Raw genomic sequence first — 22,567 nt, 5'->3', positions numbered from 1 at the left:
TGGCCCGGGGCGGTGCCGGCCATCCGAGCGGGCGTGGCGGTCACGGAGCGGGCGTGGCGGCGACCCGTGCGGGCCGGCTCGACAGCGTCGGCTAACGTGACAACACCCGTGCCAGCACGGACCACCGGTATCGGCCGACCGCTGGTTACCGGCCCGACCGGCCGTCCCCGCACGACCGCCTGTCCCAGCACGACCCCGGAGGACCAGTGCCGCTGCTCTACACCATCGGCAAGCTCACCGTGGCACCCACGCTCCGGTTGGCGTTCCGACCGACCGTGGAGGGTCTCGAGCACATCCCGGCGGCCGGCGGCGCGATCTTCGCCGGCAACCACCTCTCGGTCGCCGACGAGCTGTTCCTCGGCACGGTCGTGCCCCGGCACCTGGCGTTCTGGGCGAAGTCGGAATACTTCAAGGGCACCGGCGTGAAGGGTGCCTTCTCCAAGTTCGTGCTCACCGGACTGGGGGCGATCCCCGTCGAGCGGGCCGGCGGCCGGGCCGCGCTGTCCGCGTTCGACGCGGCGATCCCGGCCCTCCAGGGCGGCGACCTGGTCGCCGTCTACCCGGAGGGGACCCGCTCGCCCGACGGGCGGCTCTACCGGGGGCGCACCGGCGCCGCCCGGCTGGCCGTAGCGGCCGGCGTGCCGATCATCCCGGTCGGCATGATCGGCACCGACAGGGCACAGCCGATCGGCGCCCGGGTGCCCCGGCCGGGCAAGGCGAAGATCATCGTCCGGTTCGGCAAGCCACTGGACTTCACCGGCCGCCCCGACGACCGGACGTCGCTGCGCGAGATGACCGACGAGCTGATGAGCGAGATCCAGAAGCTCACCGGCCAGGAGTACGTCCCGCGCTACGCCCCGCCGCGCGCCAACGCGCCGGTCGCCGGCGAGCCCCCGGCCGGGGCCTGACCCGCCGCCCGGGCGCGACGGCGTCGTCACGGCGCGTCGTTGCCGCGTCGGCGTTCCTGCGTCACGAGCCGGTCGACGTCCGCGAGGCGGTCCAACTGCTTCATCGTGCGGGCCATCCGGGCGTTCGCCGGGATCCGGTCCCGGTTGCGGTCCAGGAACGCCCAGTACCCCGCCGTGTACGGGCACGCGTCCGCGCCGAGACGCTTGCGCGGGTCGTACCGGCAGCCGCCGCAGTAGTCGCTCATCCGGTTGACGTACGCGCCGCCGGAGACGTACGGCTTGGTGGTCATCCGGCCCAGGTCGGCGTACTGGCTCATGCCGACCACGTTGGCGGTCATCACCCACTCGTAGCCGTCCACGAAGCGGGTGTGGAACCACTCCACCAACTCGGCCGGCCGCCAGCCGCGTTGCAGGGCGTAGTTGCCGAGCACCATCAGCCGGGGGATGTGGTGCACCCAGCCGTGGTCGCGCACCCCGGCCAGCACGTCCGACAGGCAGTGCGCCTGCACCGCGTCGGCGTCCAGCTCCTGGAACCAGCCGGGCACCGGGCGGCGGGCGGCGAGCGCGTTGCTGCGCCGCCAGCCGGCGTCGAAGTGCCAGTACAGGTGCCAGACGAAGTCCCGCCAGCCCAGGATCTGCCGGACGAAGCCCTCGACGCTGGCCAGCGGCGCGCCCTGGCTCCGGTACGCCTTCTCCGCGCCCCGGACCGCGTCGAGGGGGTCGAGCAGGCCGAGGTTGAACGAGGAGGAGAGCACGCTGTGCGCCAGCCACGGGTCGGTGGAGAGCATCGCGTCCTCGTACGGGCCGAAGGCGGGCAGCCGGTGCCGCAGGAAGTGGCGTAGCCGGGCCTGGGCCTCCTTCGCCGTCGCCGGGAAGCGCCGTGGCCCGTCCCGGCCGACGAACCGGATGCCCTCCCGTTCCCAGCGGTCGAGGTCGGCGCGGACCTCGGCGTCGACGTCGTCCTCCTTCGGCGCCGGCGGGGCGGGGACGGCGAGCCTCCCGTCCTTCGGCGGCGGCTCCCGGTTCTCGACGTCGAGGCTCCACCGCCCGCCGACCGGCTCGTCGCCGTCGACCAGCACCCGGTGGTGCTCGCGGGCGAACCGGTAGAACGCCTCCATCCGCAGCGCGCCGCTCCGCCCGCCGGCCCACTCGGCGAAGTCGTCCAGGCTGGTGACGAAGCCGCGCGGCGGCAGCACGGTCACCCCGTCCCGCCGCCGGACGAACTCCAGGGCCCGGCGCGAGGTGGGATGGCAGACCTCGACCGGCTCGCGGATCTTGCGCAGCCCCTCCGCGTACGTCTCGGCGCGCAGGTAGGTGGCCTGCGTGCCGAGTTCGGCGGCGCGGTGACGCAGCGCGGAGAGGATCAGGTGCGCCTTCTGCCGGTGGTAGACGCGGCGGCGGAAGACCGCCTTCGACTCGATCAGCAGGACCGGCTGGCGACGGTCGTCGAGGAAGTGCGGCCCCAGCTGATCAGCGAAGAGCCAACGCCGCGACATGCCCCGATTGTGGCCCGGGCCGGTCGCCGTCCGGCCCGGAAGCCGGAAAACCCGGGCGCTGCCCAGGAAACCCCCGGGCCTGGGCGGTTCCCGTACGAGGCGGACGGCAACCGTCCGGGAATCCGTGCGACCGGTCGGGTCACGCCGAGCCGGAGCCCACCTGCTCCGGGGTGATGATCTGCTCGCGCATCTCGTCGAGCAGTCGGGCGCTGTCGTCCACGGAGAGCTGGGAGAAGATCCCGTTGGTGAGGCTGCCGTGGTCGACCGAGGTGCAGACCACCACGTCCGTGCCGTCGAGCGCGCCGACGGCGCAGCGGGCGAACCGCCCCCGCACGTCGGTGTCGACCACCTGGGGATCGCCGAGCTGGTATCGCGGCTTGAGCCGGGCCAACTCGTCGTCCGCGTCGCTCTCGGGGGTCAGCCGGAAGCCGGTGCCGCCGAACACGACGGCGGGCTTGCCGGCCGACGAGACGTACACGCCGGCGAAGGTGTCCTCGGCCAGGAGGTGCGCCTCGCGCGTCTCGGCCTCCAGCTGATTCGCGGTGGTCTTGCTGCGGGCGTCCTCGCGCAGCGACAGGTCGGCGATCTGCGCCGGCAGCGACGCCTTCGCCGGATACTGCTCCCACATCGGCTTCACCCAGTACGCGGGGCAGCCGCAGCAGCAGGCGATGCTCAGCAGCAGCACCCACGGCCAGCGCCGCCGGCGTCGGCGGGGCGCCTTCGGCGCGGCCGGGGGAGGGGCGGGCCGGCGTTGCTGCGGAGGCGGTGGCGGCGGTGCCACCGGACGGGCCGCGGGCGGCGACACCGGCCGAGCCGGCGGCGACACGGGTCGGGGCGGCGACACCGGCCGGGCCGGCGGCGACACGGGTCGGGGCGGCGACACCTGCCGGGCCGGCGGCGGCAGCGGCTGGGCCATGGGCGGCGGCGCGGACCGGGCGGCCGGCGGCGGGCTCACGGGCCGGGCCGCCGGCGACACGGGCCGGGCCGGCTGCGGCGGGGTCACCGGGTGGGACGCCGCCGGGGTGCCGCGACCGACGACGGGCGCTGAGCCGGCCGCCGGCCCCGGGTACTGCCGGGTGGGTGGCGTCGCGGGGTACGGCATGGCCGGCGGCAGCTCGGCGGCGTGCAGGTCCCAACTGCCGGTGTCCACGCCGGCCCACGGGTCCACCGGAACCTGGCTCTCCGGGGGCGGCAGCGGCCCGTGCCCGACCGGTGCGGGCGGCGGCGGAGCCGGGGTCGGTGGCGGAGGGGCGGGCGGGGTGAACATGACGGACTCCCCCCAGCTCCGCTTGCGCGGGGCCGGCGGCGGGACCGATGCGGACCCGCGCAAGCGGGGCGCGGGCGGCTCGGCGGCGGCGGGGTCGACGGTGGTCCGGTCCGGACGCGGGTCCAGCTTCGTGGCGTCGGGGCGGGCGGCGGATTCCGGGGCGTCCGGGCAGGTGTCCAGCCTCGTGGCGTCCGGGCGCGGGCCCAGCTTCGCGTCCGGGTGGGCGTCGATCCTCGTCGGGTCCGGGGTGGGGGTCGGCCTGCCGGCCCTGGCGCGGCCCGGGGCGAAGGCCGGCGGGGTCACCCCGGCCCGGCCGAGGGCGGGCCGCGGCGGCGTGGGCTCGACCCTGGTCGGGTCCGGGCCGGACAGCGGCGGGGTGGGGGCGATCCGGGTCGGGTCCGGGCCGGGGCGCACCGGGGTGGCGGTGCCGACCGGTCGAGGCGGCGCGGGAGGTGCCCCGTGGGCGCCGGCCGGATCGACCCGGGTGGGCTCCGGCCCCGGCGACGCCCCGGGCTCCGGCCCCGGCGGCGACCCGGGCTCCGGCGAGGCGTCCGCGACCGGGACGGTCGCCTCGGCGGCCCCGCCGTCGGGGAGCGCGGCGGTCCTGGTCGCGTCGGTTCCGTGGTCGATCGCCCCGTCGGTCACCTCCGTCCGGTCGCCGGTCGCTTCCGGTTCGTCGTCGGTCGCCCCGTCGGTCGCCGGACCGTCGGCCCTCACCTCACCGTCGGCCCCCGTCGTACCGCTGGTCGGCGGCTCTCCGTCGGCGTCTGTCGCGCCGTTCGTCCTCGGCTCACCGTCGGTCGGCGTCTCCGGGTCGGTCGGCGCGTGCCCGATGGCCGCCGTCTCGACCGGGGCCGTCGTGTCGTCGGTCGCCGTGGAGCCGGTCGCCGCCGTGTCGTCGGTCGCCGTCGTGTCGGTGGCCGGCTCGGCGGAGGGGACCTGCACGGCATCGACCGGCTCGACCCGCTGGGTGTCGACCTGCTCGGTGTCGGTCTGCCCGGCCTGGTTGGGGTCGGTCTGGGTGGGGTCGGCCTGCCCGGCCTGCATGGGGTCGGTCTGGGTGGGGTCGGCCTGCCCGCTGTCGGTCGGCTCGGCGGAGCCGCGCGGGGCCGGTGCGACCGGCGATGGTACGGGGGAGGGGGCCGCCTCTCCGACGACCGCCGGATCCTGGTCCCGGTCGACGGCCGGGGTGCCCCCGTCGGCCGGTCGATCTGCTCCCGGCTGCGGGTGCGGCATCGCGGCAATCTCCTCTCGCGCCGGTCCGAGGTTAGTACCGGCGTGCCACCGGCGGCGATCCGCCCACGTCCGGGGCGACCATGACCGGGCCCGTGGCACGCCCCCGGACGCCGCGGGCCGGGGATCCCGCCGCGGTGACCGGGCCGTGCCCCGGCGACGGACGTTCGTCCGGGTGGGGCAGGCGGGTGGGCGCGCCGGGCGGGCGGCGGGCGGCCGCGTACCCTTGGGCATCATGAGCGTTCCGTCCACCACGCCGAGTCCCACCGTGGAGCCGTCGATCTGGCCCCGCCTGGAGCCGCTGCTGCCCCAGGTGACCAAGCCCATCCAGTACGTCGGTGGCGAGCTGGGCGCGGTGGTCAAGGATTGGGACGCGGCGACCGTGCGCTGGGCGCTGATGTATCCCGACGCGTACGAGGTGGGCCTGCCCAACCAGGGCGTGCAGATCCTCTACGAGGTGCTCAACGAGCTGCCCGACGTGCTGGCCGAGCGGACGTACGCGGTCTGGCCCGACCTGGAGCGGCTGATGCGCGCCCACGGCGTGCCGCAGTTCACCGTCGACGCCCACCGCTCGGTGCGCGGGTTCGACGTGTTCGGTGTCTCGTTCTCCACCGAGCTGGGCTACACCAACCTGCTCACCGCGATCGACCTGGCGGGCATTCCGCTGCTGGCGGCCGACCGCACCGACGCCGACCCGGTGATCGTGGCCGGTGGGCACGCCGCGTTCAACCCGGAGCCGATCGCCGACTTCGTCGACGCCGCCGTGCTCGGCGACGGCGAGGAGGCGGTCCTGGAGATCACCGCGATCGTCCGGGAGTGGAAGGCGGAGGGCTCCCCGGGCGGCCGCGACGAGCTGCTGCTGCGGCTGGCCCGCACGGAGAGCGTCTACGTGCCGCGCTTCTACGACGTGGACTACCTGCCCGACGGCCGGATCCAGCGGGTCGTGCCGAACCGGGCGGACGTGCCGTTCCGGGTGCACAAGCGCACGACGATGGACCTGGACGCCTGGCCGTACCCGAAGAAGCCCCTCGTCCCACTGGCCGAGACGGTCCACGAGCGGTACGCGGTGGAGATCTTCCGGGGGTGCACCCGGGGCTGCCGGTTCTGCCAGGCCGGCATGATCACCCGGCCGGTGCGGGAGCGGTCCATCACGACGGTGGGGCAGATGGTGCAGCAGGGGCTGGAGTTCTCCGGCTTCCACGAGGTGGGCCTGCTGTCGCTGTCGTCGGCCGACCACTCGGAGATCGGCGACATGTGCTCGGGCCTGGCCGAGCAGTACGCGGGCACCAACGTGTCGCTGTCGCTGCCGTCGACGCGGGTCGACGCGTTCAACATCGACCTGGCGCAGGAGCTGTCGCGCAACGGCCGGCGCACCGGGCTGACCTTCGCCCCCGAGGGCGGGTCGGAGCGGATCCGCAAGGTCATCAACAAGATGGTGTCGAAGGAAGACCTGATCCGCACCGTCGTCACCGCGTACACCAACGGCTGGCGGCAGGTGAAGCTCTACTTCATGTGCGGCCTGCCCACCGAGACCGACGCCGACGTCCTGGAGATCGCGGACATGGCGCACGAGGTGATCCGGGCGGGCCGGGCCGCCACCGGCAGCAAGGACATCCGCTGCACCGTCTCGATCGGCGGGTTCGTGCCGAAGCCGCACACCCCGTTCCAGTGGGCGGCGATGGAGCGGCCGGAGGTCATCGACGGCCGGCTGCGGCTGCTCAAGCAGGCGATCAACGCCGACCGTTCGCTCGGCCGGGCGATCGGCTTCCGCTACCACGACGGCGAGCCGTCGCTGATCGAGGGCCTGCTCAGCCGGGGCGACCGCCGGGTCGGCGCGGTCATCCGGCGGGTGTGGGAGAACGGTGGCCGGTTCGACGGCTGGAGCGAGCACTTCTCGTACCAGCGGTGGGTGGACGCCGCGGCCGAGGTGCTGCCGGCCTTCGGCGTCGACCTCGACTGGTACACCACCCGCCAGCGCGACGAGCTGGAGGTCCTGCCCTGGGACCACCTGGACTCGGGCCTGGACAAGGACTGGCTCTGGCAGGACTGGCAGGACGCCCTGTCCGAGTACGAGCAGGACGACTGCCGGTGGACCCCGTGCTTCGACTGCGGAGTCTGCCCGTCGATGGACACCGAGATCCAGATCGGCCCCACGGGCAGGAAGCTGCTCCCACTGACCCCGATCAACGGTGCCGGGCTGCGGATTCCCGCCCCCACCCCGCAGTGATCCCCCGCGCGGGATGACCAACCGATCCGAGGAGCACGACGATCAGTAGGAAACCACAGCCGGAGGGCGGTCAGGCGCCGGTCGTCCAGCGCGTCCGCATCCGGTACGCCAAGCGTGGGCCGTTGCGGTTCACCTCGCACCGCGACTTCGCCCGCGCGTTCGAGCGGGCGCTGCGGCGGGCCGGGGTGCCGATCGCCTTCTCCCAGGGCTTCACCCCGCACCCCAAGATCTCGTACGCCAGCGCGGCGCCGACCGGGGTGGCCAGCGAGGCGGAGTACCTGGAGATCGGGCTGCGGGAGCCGGTCGACCCGGGGCAGCTCCGGGCGGCGCTGGACGCCGCGCTCTCGCCCGGCCTCGACGTGCTCGACGCGGTCGTCGCCGCCGGGGGCAGCCTGGCCGACCGGATCGAGGCGTCGCACTGGCGGATCGAGCTGCCGCAGGTGGAGCCGGCCGTGCTGGAGCGCGCCGTGGCCGCCTTCGCCGCGGCCGGGGAGGTTCAGGTCGAGCGGATGACGAAGCAGGGGCGGCGCACCTTCGACGCCCGCGCGGCAGTCATGAAGATCGATGTGATCCGGTCCGTCGAGACGCCTTCCGGGGCACCGGGCGTGTCGTGTGCGATACTCGAACTGGTCGTCCGGCAGGTCACCCCGTCCGTACGACCCGATGACGTCCTTTCCGGCCTGCGCGCGGTGGCCGACCTGGAGCCGCCGGTCTCCCCGAGGGTGATCCGGCTGGCGCAGGGCACGCTGACCGCACAGGGCGAGATCGTCGATCCGTTGGACGCGGATCGCGACGGGGCAGCCATCGTGTGAGCGTTGACCGACGGTCAGCGTTCTGGCAGGCAGACTTCGGCGGTCGCGCAGCTCGCGCGCCCGGCGGAAACACTTTTGCGGCGACCCTGCGTGGCAGCGCTCACCCGCGCCCGGGGCAGCCAGAACTGGAGAACGTCCATGCTCGAGAACGAGCCCGAGGGCGGCGAACGGACCGGTTCCCAGCCGGCCGGCGAGACCGCTGACCGCACCACCGACACCGGCCGCGCCAGCGGTGACACCGTCACCGGCACGGCGGATCTCACCGCGGGCGGCCCCACCGCCGAGGGCGCGGCCCCGGCCGGCGGCCCCACCGCCGCGCAGGGCGAGGCCGCCGGGGACGCCGCCGAGGCGCCGGCCCCGCCGCCCCGCAAGCGGGCCACCCGTCGACGGGCCACCCCGCTCAACCAGCCGGAGCAGACCGAGGCTCCGGTGGAGGCGTCCACCTCCGCCGGCTCGGCCAGCGGGGAGGCCCCCCAGGCCGAGGTCCTCGCCCCGGTCGCCGGTGAGCTGGAGGAGATGCCGAAGACGCCGCGTCGACGCCGGAAGGCGACCACCGCGAAGGCGACGGCGGAGCCGGTCGTCGCCGCCGCCGCGGAGGAGGCCGGCGCGGAGGTCGTACCCCCGGTGAAGGTGACCCGGACCCGCCGCCGCAAGGCCACCGCGCCCCCGGTGGAGGCCCCGGCGGCCGAGCCGGTCGCGGGCGAGGCCGCCGCGGCGGGCGAGGGGCCCGCCGAGCAGCCGACGCCGGCGGTGGCCGAGCCGTCGGCGGCCCAGCCCTCGGTCGCTGCCGCCGCCGAGCCCGACGCCGGCGCTGCCGGTGGTGCGCCGGACCAGCCGGCGGCCGGCGCGACCGACGCCGACCAGCCGGCCGCCTCCGGTAAGCCCGCCTCCGGCCGGGCCACCGCCGGGCGTGGCCGCCGCCGGTCCAGTGGCGTCGAGAACCGTTCCGGAGAGGTGCCGCCCGGGGTGGCCGTCCCCGGCGTGGCCGAGCCGCCGGCCGGGGTCGCGGAGCCCGCCGAGGCCGTCGAGCCCGCCGCGGTGGTCGCGCCGGCCGAGGTCGCCAGGGCCGCCGAGCCGGTGGCGGCCGACGAGCCCGCCGAGCCGAGGACCCGTCGGCGGCGGGCCGCCCTTTCCGCGCCGACCGTCCTGTTCATGGCCCCGCAGCCGGACGAGCTGCCGGTGGCCCGCGTCGTGGTGCCGGCCCCGGTGGAGCCGGAGGCGGTCGAGGAGCAGCCCGAACCGTCCCGCCGGCGTCGCCGCGCCCGGCGCGAGGCCGAGCCGGTCGAGCAGGCCGAGGTGCCGGAGGTCGAGGAGGAGCCGGTCGCCGAGGCGGAGGAGGCCGAGGCCGCCGACGACGAGGAGGACGAGGAGACCGCCGCCCGTCGGCGTCGCCGCCGGGGCCGCCGGGGCCGGGGCCGGGGCAAGGGCGGCGCGGACGAGGCCGACGACGACGAGGCCGAGGAGGCCGCCCAGGCCGAGGAGCCCGAGGCCGAGGGCGACGAGGACGAGGGCGAGACCGACGAGGGCGGTGACGGGCTGACCCGTCGCCGGCGGCGTCGCCGACGCCGGGGCGCCGGGGACACCGACGGGGGCGCCGACGACGGCGTGCCGACGGTCGTCAAGATCCGGGAGCCGCGCAAGGCCGTCGACGAGGTGCAGGGCGTCTCCGGCTCGACCCGGCTGGAGGCCAAGCGGCAGCGCCGCCGGGACGGCCGGGAGCAGCGCCGGACCCGCCCGCCGATCCTGAGCGAGTCCGAGTTCCTGGCCCGTCGGGAGGCGGTCGACCGGGTGATGGCGGTCCGCCAGCGCGGTGACCGCACCCAGATCGCCGTCCTGGAGGACGGCGTGCTGGTCGAGCACTACGTCACCCGCAACTCCTCCGGCACGATGGCCGGCAACGTCTACCTCGGCAAGGTGCAGAACGTCCTGCCGAGCATGGAGGCGGCCTTCGTCGACATCGGGCGCGGCCGCAACGCCGTCCTGTACGCGGGCGAGGTCAACTGGGACACCACCGGCCTGGAGGGGCGGGCCCGGTCCATCGAGCAGGCCCTGCGCTCCGGCGACTCGGTGCTGGTGCAGGTCACCAAGGACCCGATCGGGCACAAGGGGGCCCGGCTGACCAGCCACATCGCGCTCTCCGGCCGGCACCTGGTCTACGTGCCGAACGGCAACGCCTCCGGCATCAGCCGCAAGCTGCCCGACACCGAGCGCAAGCGGCTGCGCGACGCGCTCAAGAAGCTGGTCCCGGACGGCGCGGGCGTGATCGTCCGTACGGCCGCCGAGGGGGCGAGCGAGGACGAGCTGGCCCGCGACGTCAAGCGCCTCCAGGCCCAGTGGGAGGACATCCAGGCCAAGGCCGCCTCCGGTGGCGCGCCGGTGCTGCTCTACGAGGAGCCGGACCTGGTCATCCGGGTCGTGCGGGACCTGTTCAACGAGGACTTCCGCGAGCTGGTGATCGAGGGCGACGAGTCGTACGGGATGGTCGAGTCGTACCTCTCGCACGTCTCCCCGGACCTGGTCGACCGGGTGCGCCGGCACGCCGGCACGGCCGACGTGTTCGCCACCTACCGGATCGACGAGCAGATCCTCAAGGGCCTGGACCGGAAGGTCTTCCTGCCCTCCGGCGGCTCGCTGGTCATCGACCGCACCGAGGCGATGACCGTCATCGACGTCAACACCGGCAAGTACACCGGCTCCGGCGGGAACCTGGAGGAGACGGTCACCCGGAACAACCTGGAGGCGGCCGAGGAGATCGTCCGCCAGCTCCGGTTGCGCGACATCGGCGGCATCGTGGTGATCGACTTCATCGACATGGTGCTGGAGTCGAACCGTGAGCTGGTGCTGCGCCGGCTCACGGAGTGCCTCGGCCGGGACCGCACGAAGCACCAGGTCACCGAGATCACCTCGCTCGGCCTGGTGCAGATGACCCGTAAGCGCATCGGCGCGGGGCTGCTGGAGGCGTTCAGCGAGCCCTGCGAGTGCTGCAAGGGCCGGGGCCTGATCATCCACACCGAGCCGGTGCCGGAGAAGCCGCGTTCGGGCGGTGGCGCGGGGGAGAAGGTCAAGGCGGTCGCCTCGGCGGCCCCCGCTCCCGCCGCCGCCCCGGCTCCGGCCGAGCCGGTCGGCGGGGCGTCGTCGCGACGCCGGGCGCGCAAGAGCGCGGCCCCGGAGCGCACGGTCGTCGAGGTGGTCGAGGCCCCGGCCGACACCGACACCGACTACCACGACACGATGGGCTACGACCTGTCCCGGTACGAGGCGGACACCGCCGCCGCGCCGGCCGTGGCGGACAGCCAGCAGGGTGAGTCCGCCCGGCTGGCGGGCGCCGACGACCCGGACGCGCTCGGCGACGACGACGGCGACGGCGACGGCGGCGACACGGGCGGGGGCCGGCGGCGGTCCCGCCGGGGCGGCGCCCGGCGGCGTACCCGCCCGTGACCGGCTGACCGGCCGCGCGTTTCGCAGGACCCCTGCCCGGGTGACAGCACCGGGGCGGGGGTCCTGTCGCGTGCCCGACCCCGGTTAGGATCGGCCACCCCCGGTCAGGAGAAGAAGAATGCGTCGTCTGCTCGCCCTCACCGTCGCCGCGGTCGTCCTGTCGGCCACGGCGGCCTGTTCCGCCGGGCGTTCCGGCTCCGACCCCGCCGACGGGCCGGGCGGCTCCTCCCCGGCCCCGGCCGGCGGGGCCACCCCGGGCGGTGGGGGCGCGGCGCCGGGCGGGCCGCCCGCCGCGAGCGGCGCGGCCGGGGGGAACGCCCCGGAGGTCTGCGCCGCCGCCCAGCAGGCCAGCGGCACGGCGGTCCGCACGTACGTGGCGGAGCTGGGCCGGATGATCGGGGCGGTCGGCGCGAGCGACAGCGCCACGGCGGAGGTCGCCCGCAAGCGGGCGGAGGCGGCGCTGACCGGCTGGCGCACGGCGCTGCGGGAGCAGTCGACCCGGGCGACCGACCCGCAGCTGCGGACGCTCCTGGCCGATCTCGCCACCGAGGTGGGGATGCTCGGCACCGACGTGGACGCGATCGACGAGGAGGAGCTGGACGAGCTCCAGCAGCGCCTCGACCAGCTCTGCGCCCGCTGACCGGCCCGGTGCGGGTGGGCGGGGTGGCGCACCCCGGTTTGGGTGTCGCCCCGCCGATGGCGTACGCTATCTTGCGGCGCACTTTGGTGTGCCGAGTTCCCGCGTGCCCGCGCCGCCGCGCTTCTGCTACCCGGCGAGCCGCCGAGGGAACGACCGCCAGCAGCCTCAACGACAGGGAGTCCGCCTCCGATGTACGCGATCGTCAAGACCGGCGGCAAGCAGTACAAGGTCGCCGAGGGCGACGTGATCGAGGTCGAGAAGCTCGCCGGTGCCCCCGGCGACGCGGTGAAGCTCACCGCGGTGCTCCTCGTCGACGGTGACGACCTGGTGACCGACGCGGCGAAGCTTGCCGAGGTCGCGGTGTCCGGCGAGATCGCCGCGCACACCAAGGGCCCGAAGATCAAGATCCACAAGTTCAAGAACAAGACCGGCTACCACAAGCGCCAGGGTCACCGCCAGCCGCTGACCCAGGTCAAGGTGACCGGCATCTCCAGCGGGAAGTAGGTCGTCCTCAGATGGCTCACAAAAAGGGTGCGTCCAGCTCGCGTAACGGCCGTGACTCCGCGGCCCAGCGGCTCGGCGTGAAGCGCTTCGGTGGTCAGGTCGTCAGCGCGGGTGAGATCCTCATCCGGCAGCGTGGCACCAAGTTCCACCCCGGTGACCTGGTCGGCCGTGGCGGCGACGACACGCTCTTCGCGCTGGCCGCCGGCTCGGTCCTGTTCGGCACCAAGCGCGGTCGCAAGACCGTCAGCATCGTGCCGCAGCAGTAACTTCGACGCGTCGCGGGCCGCGGACCGGTTGGTCCCGGCCCGCTTCGCTTTTCTCGTACGTGCGGGGCGTCTCCCGCTGGAAGGATTGACGACGTGACGATGTTCGTGGACCGGGTCGTCCTGCACCTGCAGGCCGGCGACGGCGGGCACGGCTGTGTCTCGATCCACCGGGAGAAGTTCAAGCCGTTCGGCGGCCCCGACGGCGGCAACGGCGGGCACGGCGGCAGCGTGACGCTGGTCGTCGACCCGCAGGTGCACACCCTGCTCGACTTCCACTTCCACCCGCACGTCAAGGGCGAGAACGGCAAGGGCGGCGCGGGCTCGAACCGGGACGGCGCGAACGGGCGCGGCCTGGTGCTGAAGGTGCCCAACGGCACGGTCGTGCAGACCCCCGGCGGTGAGGTGCTGGCCGACATGGTCGGCGCCGGCACCACGTTCGAGGTGGCCCGGGGCGGCCGGGGCGGCCGGGGCAACGCCTCGCTGGCCAACGCCCGGCGCAAGGCGCCCGGCTTCGCCGAGCTCGGCGAGCCCGGCGAGCAGCTCGACGTGGTGCTGGAGCTCAAGAGCGTCGCCGACGTGGGCCTGGTCGGCTTCCCGTCGGCCGGCAAGTCGTCGCTGATCTCGGTCATCTCCGCGGCCAAGCCGAAGATCGCCGACTACCCCTTCACCACCCTCGTGCCGAACCTGGGCGTGGTCCGGGTCGACAACCACACCTTCACCGTGGCCGACGTGCCCGGCCTCATTCCCGGCGCGGCCACCGGCAAGGGCCTCGGGCTGGAGTTCCTCCGGCACGTCGAGCGCTGCGCGGTGCTGGTGCACGTGATCGACACGGCGACGCTGGAGCCGGGCCGGGATCCACTGGCCGACATCGACGCCATCGAGTCGGAGCTGAGCCAGTACGGCGGGCTGGCCGACCGGCCCCGCCTCGTCGCCCTCAACAAGATCGACGTGCCGGACGGCCGGGACCTCGCCGAGATCGTCCGCGCCGACCTGGAGGCCCGTGGCCTGCGGGTGTTCGAGGTCTCCGCGGCGACCCGCGAGGGCCTCAAGGAGCTGATGTTCGCCATGGCGGAGCTGGTCGAGAAGGCCCGCGCCGCCGCCCCGCCGGCCGAGCCGACCCGCATCGTCATCCGCCCGAGGGCGGTCGACGACACCGGGTTCACCATCACCGCCGAGCCGGACGGCTCGTTCACCGTGCGGGGCGACCGGCCGGAGCGCTGGGTGCGGCAGACCAACTTCGACAACGACGAGGCGGTGGGCTACCTGGCCGACCGGCTGGCCCGCCTCGGCGTCGAGGACAAGCTGGCCAAGGCCGGGGCCAACCCGGGCGACCTGGTGCGGATCGGCGAGCGCGAGTTCGACTGGCAGCCCACCCTCTACGCGGGCGTCGACTTCGTCCCCGGCAACCGGGGCACCGACGTGCGGCTGGAGGAGAAGTCGAGCCGCCCCTCGGCCGCCGAGCGGCTCGCCGCGCGCAAGGCCCGCCGGGTGCGGCCCGCCGACGAGCTGGGGGCCGACGTCAGCGACGACGAGCCGACCGCCGACGCGGACCCCGACGACGACCTCGACGACGAGAGGTAGGCCGGCGGGCGCGGGCAGGCCGGCGACGGGGACCGGCACGCCCGCGCGACCACGACCGCCCGCGGGGCCTCCGCCGGCGGGTCGCCCGCCGGAAACCTGCCGGAAATCCGCCGCGCCTAGCTTGACGGAATGCTGATCGAATCGCGGCCCACGACCGACCCGGAGATCGCCACCCTGGTCGTGGCGCAGCAGCGTGAGCTGCGCGAGGCCGACGGTGGGCTGGACGGGCAGGCGACCCTCACCCACGACGACATCCGCTACCTCGCCGTCGTCGACGCCGGCCGGGTCGTCGCGTGCGGCGGCATCCAGGAGCTGGACCCCCACACCGGCGAGCTGAAGCGGATGTACGTCCGGCCCGCCCACCGGGGGCGGGGGATCGCCCGCCAGCTGCTGGCCGCCCTGGAGGACCTGGCTTTCCAGCAGGGGTACGCCGAGCTGCGGCTGGAGACCGGCAGCTACCTGCCGGCGGCCATCGGCCTCTACACCTCCTGCGGGTACGCCCCCATCCCCGTGTACGGCGAGTACGTCGACAACCCGTACAGCCGCTGCTTCGCCAAGCGCCTCCCGGTGGCCGCCTGAGCGGGCAGGGGCGCGCCGGCCGGTCGGGCGGCCCGGTCAGGGGCGGTCGATCGGGTCGTCCAGCCGCCCGCCCGTGCCCACCCCGTTCGACAGCAACAGGCCCAGCGCGAGCATGCCGAGGCCGAGCAGCAGGTGCAGGAAGTCGTCCGCGCCGTTGAGCGGGATGAAGTTGGCCGCGCCCTGCTCGTTCTCGGCGAACTTGACGAACAGCCCGTAGAGGCAGAGGCCGAGGTAGAGCGCGCCGCCCCCGGCCAGGAAGAGCCGCGCCCCCGCGACGCTGCGGGCCAGGGCCAGCCCGGCCAGCCCGAAGAGCAGGTGCAGGGCGTTGTGCAGGACCGAGACCTGGAACAGCCCCATCAGCTTGGCGCCCGAGTGGTGCCCGGCGAAGGTCAGGTCGTCGTATCCGGTGGTGACGCCGGGGACGAAGCCGAGGACCCCGAGCAGGAGGAAGAGCGCGGCCACCGTGACGGCGGCCACCTGCACCCGGGCCCGTGGGCGGTGCCGGTCATGCGCCATCGGCGTCACCTCCGTGGATCAGCAGCCCTAGACGATCCTCCATTTTGGGTGCGCGGCGACACGCTCCGCAGCGAAACCGGGAATCAGGTGTGGGCCGCCGGAGCCAGGGTAGGTCAAAAGACGCCGGCCGGATTAACGCTGGCGAATCCCATGAATTGACTACCGCTACGACTTTACGAGCGGAAGGGACATCATGACCTACGATCTCTCCCCCACGACGTCCACGTACGGGCCGGAGTCGAGCAACGGCCACGGCGTACGCGATCAGGCCCGCCAGGTGGGCGCGGAGGCCGCGCACGCGGGCGGCGCGGTCGCGCAGACGGCCAGGGAGCAGGGCCGGGAGGTCGTCGACGAGGCGGCGCGGCAGGCCCGCAACCTCTACGGCGAGGCCCGCGACCAGCTCGCCGGGCAGGCCGGGGAGCAGCAGCGCCGGGCGGCCGGCGGGCTGCGCTCGCTGGCCGACGAGATGCGCGCCATGGCGCAGAACGGCGGCCGCTCCGGGCCGGTGACCGAGCTGGCCCACCAGGCCGCCGAGCGGGCCGACGGCGTGGCCGGCTGGCTGGAACAGCGGCAGCCCGGCGACATCCTCACCGAGGTCAAGGACTACGCCCGCCGCAACCCGGGCACCTTCCTCGTCGGCGCCGCCGTGCTCGGCGTGCTCGCCGGCCGGCTCACCCGGGGCCTGTCCGCGGCGTCCGACGCCACCGGCGGCGGCTCGACCGGGGCGGACGACCCGGAGCGCACCGCCGTCATCCCGACACCGCCTGCCCCGCGCGCCGTGCCGGACCAGATTCCCCCGGGCGGCTACCTCGACCCGACCCCCGAAGCCGGCCACACCGGCCAGGGCGCGGCCTACCCCGACCCCGGCACCACCACCGGCTACGCCGACCCGGCGGGCGGCACCGGAACGCCGCTGCCCCCGGTGACCCAGACCGACCCGCTGCCGGGCATGCCGTCCAGCGGCGCAGCCCGCCCGTGAGCCGCCGCGCCAGCCGAAGGGAGGCGACGGAATGACCGCGCCGACGCAGGATCCCGGACTGGACGCCGGGTACGACCCCACAGGTGCCCCGCACACCGCCGACGAGGTCAGGAGCAGCTCGGTGGGGGAGCTGCTGCGCCAGGTGACCACCGACCTGTCCACGCTGCTGCGTCAGGAGGTGGAGCTGGCCAAGGCCGAGATCCGCCAGGAGGGCAGGAAGGCGGGCAGGGCCGCCGGGCTGTTCGGCGGCGCCGGCTTCGGCGGGTACATGGTGGCGCTGTTCCTGTCCCTCGCGCTCTGGGCCGGGCTGTCCAACGTGCTGGACGCCGGCTGGGCCGCGCTGATCGTCGCCGTGCTCTGGGGCGCGCTCACCGCCGTCCTCTACTCCCTGGCCAAGCAGCACGCCCGGCGCGTCCGGGGCCTCAGGCAGACCAACGACAGCGTGCAGCGCATCCCCGACGCGCTCAAGCCCCACCCGGAGGGAGTCACCCGATGAGCACCGATCCCGACCAGATCCGCCGGGAGATCGAGGCCACCCGCAACAGCCTCAGCAGCGACGTGGACGCCCTGGCGTACAAGGTCAGCCCCGGCCGCATCGTCGACGACCGCAAGCAGCGGGCGCGCACCGCGCTCCAGAATGTGAGGGACAAGGTCATGGGCACCGCTTCCGACTACGGCCACAGCACCGGACACGCCGCCCACGCGGTCGCCGACCGGGCCTCGTCGGCCGCGTCCACGGTGAGCGACAAGGCGCACTCGGCGGCCACCACCGTCGGCGACGCCGCCCAGCGCGCGCCGCACGTGCTGCGGGAGAAGTCCGAGGGCAACCCGCTGGCCGCCGGCCTGATCGCCTTCGGCGTCGGCATGCTGGTCTCCTCCCTGATTCCGGCGAGCCGCCGCGAGCAGCAGGTGGCCACCCAGGTCAGGGAGCGGGCCGGCGCGCACGTCGGCGCGGTGCAGGAGAAGCTCGGCGAGGTCGCCGGCGAGCTGCGGGAGGAGCTGCGCGAGCCGGCGCAGCACGCGGGCGAGTCGGTGCGGGCCACCGCCCAGGACGCCGTGCACGCCGTCCGCGACGACACCCGGTCGGCCGCCCACGACGTGCGGGACCACGCCCAGCAGGCCAGAGAGCAGGCCCGGCACTGACGGGACACCCGGTGACGGCGTGGCCGCCCGCGTCGGGAGCGCCGCCCGTGTCGGGAGCGTTAGGAAGGGCCCCCTGTGCAACAGAATGCGTTAACGGGGGGCCCTTCCTTGCGCAGTCGTCAGGCGGTGCGGCGCACGTCGGTGACGACGAGGCCGCTCGGCGGCAGGGCGGGCATCCGCCGCAGGTCGATCGCGAGGTCCTGCGGCGGCACCTCGTAGCGGATGGTCGTGGTCAGGTTGGTGACGGCCCGCTTGAGCAGCTCGATCGTGATCCACTCGCCGGCGCAGCGGTGCCCGGTCAGGTGTTCGCCGCCGCCCTGCGGCACCAGCGCGAACGGGTCGCCGCGCCAGCCGGCGAAGCGCTCCGGGCGGAACCGCTCCGGCTCGGGCCAGAGCGCCTCGTGGTGGTTGGTGCCGTACAGGTCGAGCAGCACCCGCCGCCCCTGCGGGAAGTGGTGCCCCTGCCAGTCGAAGGAGCGCCGCACCCGGGCGGCGGCGACCGGGAAGAACGGGTAGTAGCGGCGGACCTCCTGCACGAAGCACTCGGTGGCGTCGTCGTCGCCGCGTACCTGGTCGCGCCACTGCGGGTGGTCGTGCAGGGCGAGCGCGGCGAAGACCACGAAACGGTCGACGGCGACGGTGGGGCGCAGCACGTTGAGCAGCTCCACGGCGGCGATCCGGCGGGGCAGCAGCCGCCCCTGGCCGTCCCGGTGTTCGGCGATCGCCCGCAGCGCGCTGCCGGGCGGGGCCGGCAGGACGCCCACCCGGGCGCGCTCGACGACCTCCCCGAGCCACCGCTCGCCGCGGCGGCGGCCGATCCGGCCCCGCCAGTGCCGGGGGCCGAACGCGGTGGGCCCCTCGATCATCGACCGCATCACCGCGGTGCGCCGGGGCACCTCGGCGTCGGCCAGCGGCACGCCCGCCCAGGCGCAGACGGCCCGGGTGAGCAGCGGGGCCACCTCGTCGTGCAGCACCACCCGGCCGGCGCGCTCCCAGACCGGCACCCGGGCCCGCCACTCGTCGTCGAAGAGCTGGCCGAGCTGCCGGACCGCCGACGGCGTCATGATCGACATGAACATGGCCTTGCGCTCGTGGTGGGCCGTCCCGTCGAGGCCCTGCACCCCGCCCACGCCGGTGAGGGTCCGCTGCATCCGCTTCGGCGCCGCGCCCGCCCGGACGAACCGCTCGGGGTCGTAGAAGAGCGCCGCCGCCGGTCGGCCGCGCAGGCAGATGGTCGGTTCGAGCAGCAGCCGGGTCTGGAAGATGTCCGTGCCGTACCGGTCGCAGCGGTCGCCGATGAACCGGTAGCCCTCGCGCAGCAGGGCCAGGGTGCTGTCCGGGCTGCGGTCGGCCGGCATGCTGGCCATCGGACCCCTCCTGGTGTTCCCCGCCCGGCGGCACCGCGCGGTGGGGGTTCGTCTACCCATCTCGCGGCGGCCGAATCCCCGCCGCCCCTGTCGAGCCCGGTCGAGGCCGGCGGCGTGGCGTCCGTCCGTGCGGCGCGCGCCGGCTGGCCCCTCCCAGGGCGGCGGGAACCTGGTTGGCTTGAGCGCACGGGCCGGCGACCGGTCGGCCCGGGGCGCTCAGGCCGCCGGTGGCGGGAGCGTCGGGTGATCACGACGGGGAGGGCACATGCGGGAGAACGCGTCGCGCTACTGGCGACAGCGGCGGGCGGTCGACGCGCTGGGCGCGGGCCGGGCCGGCGGCGGGGAGCCGCCGGGGCCGCTGCTCGCCCGGCCCCGCCGGGAGCAGCGGCCGCCGCGCTGGTTCACCGTGCATCTCGGCTTCGCCGCCGCCGGGCCCGACGCGGCCCGCGAGCTCGCCGTGACGTACGCCGAGGGGCTGAGCGTGCTCCGCCCCGAGCTGGCCCTCGGGGCCGCCGCGCTTTCCCCGGCCGACGCCTGGCACCAGGCCGAGCGGCTGTTCTGCGGGGCGGTCGGCCCCGACGGCGAGCGCTGCGCCGACGTGGCCGGTCACCCCGGCTTCCACCACGCCCCGGGGCCCGGCGGCCTCGGCTGGGGCGACGGCGACTGACGGGCGGTTCGGGGCCGGGCCGGGACCGTCTGCTGCCCGGGGAAGGCGCACGTCGCGCCCCGTCCCCGGGGGTGGCAGGCGGTCCCGGCCCGGCGGCCCGTCGGCTCAGTCCAGGTCGAACTCGCCGTCCTGGGCCCCGGCGACGAACGCGTCCCACTCGGCCTGGGTGAAGACGAGCACCGGGCCGTCCGGCTCGGCGGAGTTGCGCATGCCGATCAGGTCGTCGACGAAGGCCACCTCGACAGCGCCTTCCGAGGTGTCGCCCTCGGCCCGCTGCCAGACCGCCCGGGACAGGTCGAAGTCGCCCTTGGGGTGCTGACCCATTGTTGCTTCCTCCATCGCATGCCGTGACGGGAAACGAGTGTGCTTCCCCATCGGGCAGGATAAGCGGATGCCGAGCCTGAGCCGTGTAGAGGCGACCGCGCGTGGCGCGTTGATTACCGTCGAGTCCTACCACGTGGACCTCGACCTGACCGCAGGCGACGAGCGGTTCCGCTCGCACGCCACGATCCGTTTCCGGGCGACCCCCGGCGCGGAGACCTTCGTCGAGGTGCTGCCCGCGCGGCTGCTGGGGGCGCGCCTGAACGGGCGACCGCTCGACCCGGCGACGCTCGCCGGCAACCGGCTGCCGCTGACCGGCCTCGCCGAGGCCAACACGCTGGTGGTCGAGGCCGAGATGGCCTACTCGAACACCGGCGAGGGGCTGCACCGGTTCGTCGACCCCGCCGACGGCGAGACCTACCTCTACGCGATGTCCTTCCTGGACAACGCGCAGCGCATCTTCGCCGCCTTCGACCAGCCCGACCTGAAGGCCCCGGTCCGGCTCGCCGTGACCGCCCCGCCGCGGTGGACGGTCGCCGCCAACGGCGCGCTGGCCGCCACGCCCCGGCCAGGGCGTTGGGAGTTCGCCCAGACGGCCCCGTTGGCACCGTACTTCGTCACGCTGATCGCCGGGCCGTGGCACGTGCGCCGTGCCGAGCACGACGGCGTCCCGCTGGGCGTCTGGTGCCGGCGCTCCCTCGCCGCCCACCTGGACGCCGACGTCGAGGAGATCCTCACCGTCACCCGGCAGTGCCTGGACCGGTTCCACGAGCTGTTCGCCGAGCGTTACCCCTTCGGCAAGTACGACCAGGCGTTCGTGCCGGAGTTCAACGCCGGCGCGATGGAGAACCCGGGCCTGGTCACCTTCCGCGACGACCTCGTGTTCCGCTCGGCGGTCACCGACACCCAGCGCGAGCTGCGGGCCACCACGATCGCTCACGAGATGGCCCACATGTGGTTCGGCGACCTGGTCACCATGCGCTGGTGGGACGACCTGTGGCTCAACGAGTCGTTCGCGGAGTACCTGGGGACCCGGGTCACCGCCGAGGCGACCCGGTTCGACCGCGCGTGGACGACGTTCGCGCTGCGCCGCAAGGGCTGGGGGTACGCGGCCGACCAGCGCCCCTCCACCCACCCCGTCGCGCCGGAGGAGGTCGCCGACGCCGCCCTGGCGCTGCTCAACTTCGACGGCATCTCGTACGCCAAGGGGGCCAGCGTCCTGCGCCAGCTCGTCGCCTGGCTCGGCGACGACACGTTCCTGGCCGGGCTGAACGCCCACTTCGCGGCGCACCGGTTCGGCAACGCCACCCTCGCCGACCTGCTCGGCGCGCTCTCCGCCGCCGCCGGGCGGGACCTGTCGGGCTGGGCCGAGCGCTGGCTGCGTTCGGCCCAGGTCAACACGCTGCGGGTCGACGTCACGCTCGACGCCGACGGGCGGTACGCGGACGCGGCGATCGTGCAGACCGCCCCGGTCGGTCACCCGGTGCTGCGCCCGCACCGCGTCGGCGTCGCCCGGTACGCCGCCGACGGCACCGTCACCCACGACGAGGTCGACCTCGACCCGGACGCCGACGGCGGCCGGACGGTCCTCGCCGGGCTGCGCGGGCAGCCGGCCGCCCGGCTGCTGCTGCCCAACGCCGGTGACCTCACCTTCGCCAAGATCCGTCTCGACCCCGCCTCCGTCGACGCGGTGCCGCTGGTGCTGCCGACGCTGGCCGACCCGCTGGCCCGGGCCCTGCTGTGGGGCGAGGCGCTGGACGCGGCCACCGACGGCGAGCGCCCCGTCGCCGCCCTGGTGGAGCTGGTCGCCACCGCGCTGCCCGGCGAGACCGAAGTGATCATCGTGGAGGACGTGCTGCGCAGCGTCCGGCCGCTGGTCGACCAGCACCTCGACCCCCTCGCCCGGGACGCGGCGCTGCTCCGGCTCGCCGACGCCTGCCAACGGCTGCTCGCCGCCGCCGAGCCGGGCGGGTCGCGGCAGCTCGCCGCCGCCCGGGGCCTGATCGGCGCGAGCACCGACGCCGACCTGCTCGCCGGCTGGCTGGCCGGCAAGGACGTCCCCGCCGGGCTGGCCGTGGACACCGAGCTGCGCTGGACGCTGCTCGGCCGGCTCGTCGTGCTCGGCGCGGCCGGGGCGGCCGAGATCGCCGCCGAGGCGGCGACCGACCCGAGCGCCACCGGCGCCGAGCGGGCCGCCCGGTGCCGGGCCGCGCTGCCCGACCCGGCCGCGAAGGAGGCGGCGTGGGAGGTCGTGGTGCGCAACACCGAGCTGTCCAACCGGCTGGTCGAGGCCGCCGCGCAGGGGTTCTGGCAGCCGGAGCAGGCCGAGCTGACCCGGCCGTACGTCGAGCGGTACTTCGCCGACATGCCGGCGGCGGCGCGCCGGCGTACCCCCTGGGTCGCCGACCAGGTCGCGGCCGACGCCTACCCCCGCTACGCGGTGGCGCAGCCCACCCGGGAGCTGGCCGCGGCGCTGCTGGCCCGCGACGACCTCACGCCCGGCCTGCGCCGGGTGGTCACCGACGCCGACGACGACTTGCGCCGCGCCCTGGTGGCCCGCACCGCCGTGGCCGCCGCCTCGGCCTGATCCGCCGCAGCCCGGGCCCGGAAAGCTCGTATCCGT

Annotated in this window: 19 protein-coding genes; 14 read left to right on the top strand and 5 right to left on the bottom strand. The window is 75.2% G+C overall.

All coding sequences use genetic code 11. The features are described from left to right. The first annotated feature begins 206 nt into the window (after positions 1-206). The gene (locus tag O7633_RS12070; protein ID WP_282327887.1) at positions 207-908 is read left to right on the top strand and encodes a lysophospholipid acyltransferase family protein; all 702 of its coding nucleotides are present in this window, start codon (positions 207-209) and stop codon (positions 906-908) included. Positions 909-934: 26 nt separating this feature from the next. Here the strand turns inward: O7633_RS12070 and O7633_RS12065 are convergent, their stop codons facing one another. Next, positions 935-2,404, bottom strand: a complete 1,470-nt coding sequence (locus O7633_RS12065; protein WP_282327886.1) for a cryptochrome/photolyase family protein — start codon at positions 2,402-2,404, stop codon at positions 935-937. A 139-nt stretch (positions 2,405-2,543) separates the two neighbouring features. Continuing rightward, a complete protein-coding gene (locus O7633_RS12060) occupies positions 2,544-4,907 on the bottom strand; it encodes a hypothetical protein (RefSeq protein ID WP_282327885.1) in 2,364 nt (787 codons plus the stop codon). 232 nt (positions 4,908-5,139) lie between these two features. On the opposite strand from O7633_RS12060, the gene O7633_RS12055 reads away from it, so the two are divergent. The 8 genes from O7633_RS12055 to O7633_RS12020 all read left to right on the top strand — a co-directional run bounded on the left by O7633_RS12055 (position 5,140) and on the right by O7633_RS12020 (position 14,951). Further along, entirely contained in the window at positions 5,140-7,131 is a 1,992-nt protein-coding gene (locus O7633_RS12055) for a TIGR03960 family B12-binding radical SAM protein (RefSeq protein WP_278128787.1), read from the top strand. Between the two features lie 98 nt (positions 7,132-7,229). Further along, entirely contained in the window at positions 7,230-7,943 is a 714-nt protein-coding gene (locus O7633_RS12050) for a TIGR03936 family radical SAM-associated protein (protein WP_282328538.1), read from the top strand. Between the two features lie 138 nt (positions 7,944-8,081). After that, positions 8,082-11,381, top strand: a complete 3,300-nt coding sequence (locus O7633_RS12045; protein ID WP_282327884.1) for an Rne/Rng family ribonuclease — start codon at positions 8,082-8,084, stop codon at positions 11,379-11,381. Positions 11,382-11,499: 118 nt separating this feature from the next. Continuing rightward, positions 11,500-12,021, top strand: coding sequence for a hypothetical protein (locus O7633_RS12040; protein ID WP_282327883.1), 522 nt, complete (start codon positions 11,500-11,502; stop codon positions 12,019-12,021). Between the two features lie 189 nt (positions 12,022-12,210). Next, the gene (gene rplU / locus O7633_RS12035; RefSeq protein ID WP_007072512.1) at positions 12,211-12,525 is read left to right on the top strand and encodes a 50S ribosomal protein L21; all 315 of its coding nucleotides are present in this window, start codon (positions 12,211-12,213) and stop codon (positions 12,523-12,525) included. 11 nt (positions 12,526-12,536) lie between these two features. Next, the gene (gene rpmA / locus O7633_RS12030) at positions 12,537-12,791 is read left to right on the top strand and encodes a 50S ribosomal protein L27 (protein WP_043966727.1); all 255 of its coding nucleotides are present in this window, start codon (positions 12,537-12,539) and stop codon (positions 12,789-12,791) included. Between the two features lie 93 nt (positions 12,792-12,884). Continuing rightward, positions 12,885-14,372 carry a GTPase ObgE gene (obgE, locus tag O7633_RS12025; RefSeq protein ID WP_282327882.1) on the top strand — a complete coding sequence of 496 codons (1,488 nt, stop codon included), beginning with the start codon at positions 12,885-12,887 and terminating at the stop codon, positions 14,370-14,372. 129 nt (positions 14,373-14,501) lie between these two features. After that, complete coding sequence (locus O7633_RS12020; RefSeq protein ID WP_282327881.1) at positions 14,502-14,951, top strand: GNAT family N-acetyltransferase; 450 nt, start codon at positions 14,502-14,504, stop codon at positions 14,949-14,951. A gap of 36 nt (positions 14,952-14,987) precedes the next feature. Here O7633_RS12020 and O7633_RS12015 read toward each other — a convergent pair whose 3' ends face one another. Next, positions 14,988-15,467 (bottom strand): DUF4383 domain-containing protein, encoded by a 480-nt coding sequence (locus O7633_RS12015; RefSeq protein WP_282327880.1) that lies wholly within the window; start codon positions 15,465-15,467, stop codon positions 14,988-14,990. A 193-nt stretch (positions 15,468-15,660) separates the two neighbouring features. On the opposite strand from O7633_RS12015, the gene O7633_RS12010 reads away from it, so the two are divergent. From O7633_RS12010 to O7633_RS12000, 3 genes are read left to right on the top strand one after another with little or no spacing between them, the layout of a single operon-like run. Further along, positions 15,661-16,446 (top strand): hypothetical protein, encoded by a 786-nt coding sequence (locus O7633_RS12010; RefSeq protein ID WP_282327879.1) that lies wholly within the window; start codon positions 15,661-15,663, stop codon positions 16,444-16,446. A 31-nt stretch (positions 16,447-16,477) separates the two neighbouring features. Beyond that, positions 16,478-16,942, top strand: coding sequence for a phage holin family protein (locus O7633_RS12005; protein WP_282327878.1), 465 nt, complete (start codon positions 16,478-16,480; stop codon positions 16,940-16,942). Then, entirely contained in the window at positions 16,939-17,589 is a 651-nt protein-coding gene (locus O7633_RS12000; protein ID WP_282327877.1) for a DUF3618 domain-containing protein, read from the top strand. Before O7633_RS12005 ends, O7633_RS12000 begins: the two co-directional genes overlap by 4 nt. A gap of 119 nt (positions 17,590-17,708) precedes the next feature. Here O7633_RS12000 and O7633_RS11995 read toward each other — a convergent pair whose 3' ends face one another. After that, positions 17,709-18,956 (bottom strand): cytochrome P450, encoded by a 1,248-nt coding sequence (locus O7633_RS11995; protein ID WP_074474559.1) that lies wholly within the window; start codon positions 18,954-18,956, stop codon positions 17,709-17,711. A 265-nt stretch (positions 18,957-19,221) separates the two neighbouring features. Between O7633_RS11995 and O7633_RS11990 the strand changes: the two genes are divergently transcribed. Continuing rightward, entirely contained in the window at positions 19,222-19,623 is a 402-nt protein-coding gene (locus O7633_RS11990) for a hypothetical protein (RefSeq protein WP_282327876.1), read from the top strand. Between the two features lie 105 nt (positions 19,624-19,728). On the opposite strand, the gene O7633_RS11985 is transcribed toward O7633_RS11990, so the two are convergent. Further along, positions 19,729-19,947, bottom strand: coding sequence for a DUF397 domain-containing protein (locus O7633_RS11985; protein WP_013287999.1), 219 nt, complete (start codon positions 19,945-19,947; stop codon positions 19,729-19,731). 67 nt (positions 19,948-20,014) lie between these two features. Here O7633_RS11985 and pepN point away from each other — a divergent pair, with 67 nt between their 5' ends. Continuing rightward, complete coding sequence (gene pepN / locus O7633_RS11980) at positions 20,015-22,531, top strand: aminopeptidase N (RefSeq protein ID WP_282327875.1); 2,517 nt, start codon at positions 20,015-20,017, stop codon at positions 22,529-22,531. Positions 22,532-22,567: the final 36 nt, after the last annotated feature.

The sequence above is a fragment of the Micromonospora sp. WMMD712 genome (assembly GCF_029581295.1).
GTDB lineage: Bacteria > Actinomycetota > Actinomycetes > Mycobacteriales > Micromonosporaceae > Micromonospora > Micromonospora carbonacea.
Note: the sequence above shows the minus strand (reverse complement) of the source record. Positions and strands in the feature narration are given on the sequence as shown.

What these genes read in the sequence shown, in the direction of transcription:
- O7633_RS12065 (WP_282327886.1), bottom strand. Translation starts at nt 2,404, where the DNA reads ATGTCGCGGCGTTGGCTCTTCGCTGATCAGCTGGGGCCGCACTTCCTC.
- O7633_RS12060 (WP_282327885.1), bottom strand. Translation starts at nt 4,907, where the DNA reads ATGCCGCACCCGCAGCCGGGAGCAGATCGACCGGCCGACGGGGGCACC.
- O7633_RS12055 (WP_278128787.1), top strand. Translation starts at nt 5,140, where the DNA reads ATGAGCGTTCCGTCCACCACGCCGAGTCCCACCGTGGAGCCGTCGATC.
- O7633_RS12045 (WP_282327884.1), top strand. Translation starts at nt 8,082, where the DNA reads ATGCTCGAGAACGAGCCCGAGGGCGGCGAACGGACCGGTTCCCAGCCG.
- O7633_RS12040 (WP_282327883.1), top strand. Translation starts at nt 11,500, where the DNA reads ATGCGTCGTCTGCTCGCCCTCACCGTCGCCGCGGTCGTCCTGTCGGCC.
- rplU (WP_007072512.1), top strand. Translation starts at nt 12,211, where the DNA reads ATGTACGCGATCGTCAAGACCGGCGGCAAGCAGTACAAGGTCGCCGAG.
- rpmA (WP_043966727.1), top strand. Translation starts at nt 12,537, where the DNA reads ATGGCTCACAAAAAGGGTGCGTCCAGCTCGCGTAACGGCCGTGACTCC.
- O7633_RS12020 (WP_282327881.1), top strand. Translation starts at nt 14,502, where the DNA reads ATGCTGATCGAATCGCGGCCCACGACCGACCCGGAGATCGCCACCCTG.
- O7633_RS12015 (WP_282327880.1), bottom strand. Translation starts at nt 15,467, where the DNA reads ATGGCGCATGACCGGCACCGCCCACGGGCCCGGGTGCAGGTGGCCGCC.
- O7633_RS12010 (WP_282327879.1), top strand. Translation starts at nt 15,661, where the DNA reads ATGACCTACGATCTCTCCCCCACGACGTCCACGTACGGGCCGGAGTCG.
- O7633_RS12005 (WP_282327878.1), top strand. Translation starts at nt 16,478, where the DNA reads ATGACCGCGCCGACGCAGGATCCCGGACTGGACGCCGGGTACGACCCC.
- O7633_RS12000 (WP_282327877.1), top strand. Translation starts at nt 16,939, where the DNA reads ATGAGCACCGATCCCGACCAGATCCGCCGGGAGATCGAGGCCACCCGC.
- O7633_RS11995 (WP_074474559.1), bottom strand. Translation starts at nt 18,956, where the DNA reads ATGGCCAGCATGCCGGCCGACCGCAGCCCGGACAGCACCCTGGCCCTG.
- O7633_RS11990 (WP_282327876.1), top strand. Translation starts at nt 19,222, where the DNA reads ATGCGGGAGAACGCGTCGCGCTACTGGCGACAGCGGCGGGCGGTCGAC.
- O7633_RS11985 (WP_013287999.1), bottom strand. Translation starts at nt 19,947, where the DNA reads ATGGGTCAGCACCCCAAGGGCGACTTCGACCTGTCCCGGGCGGTCTGG.
- pepN (WP_282327875.1), top strand. Translation starts at nt 20,015, where the DNA reads ATGCCGAGCCTGAGCCGTGTAGAGGCGACCGCGCGTGGCGCGTTGATT.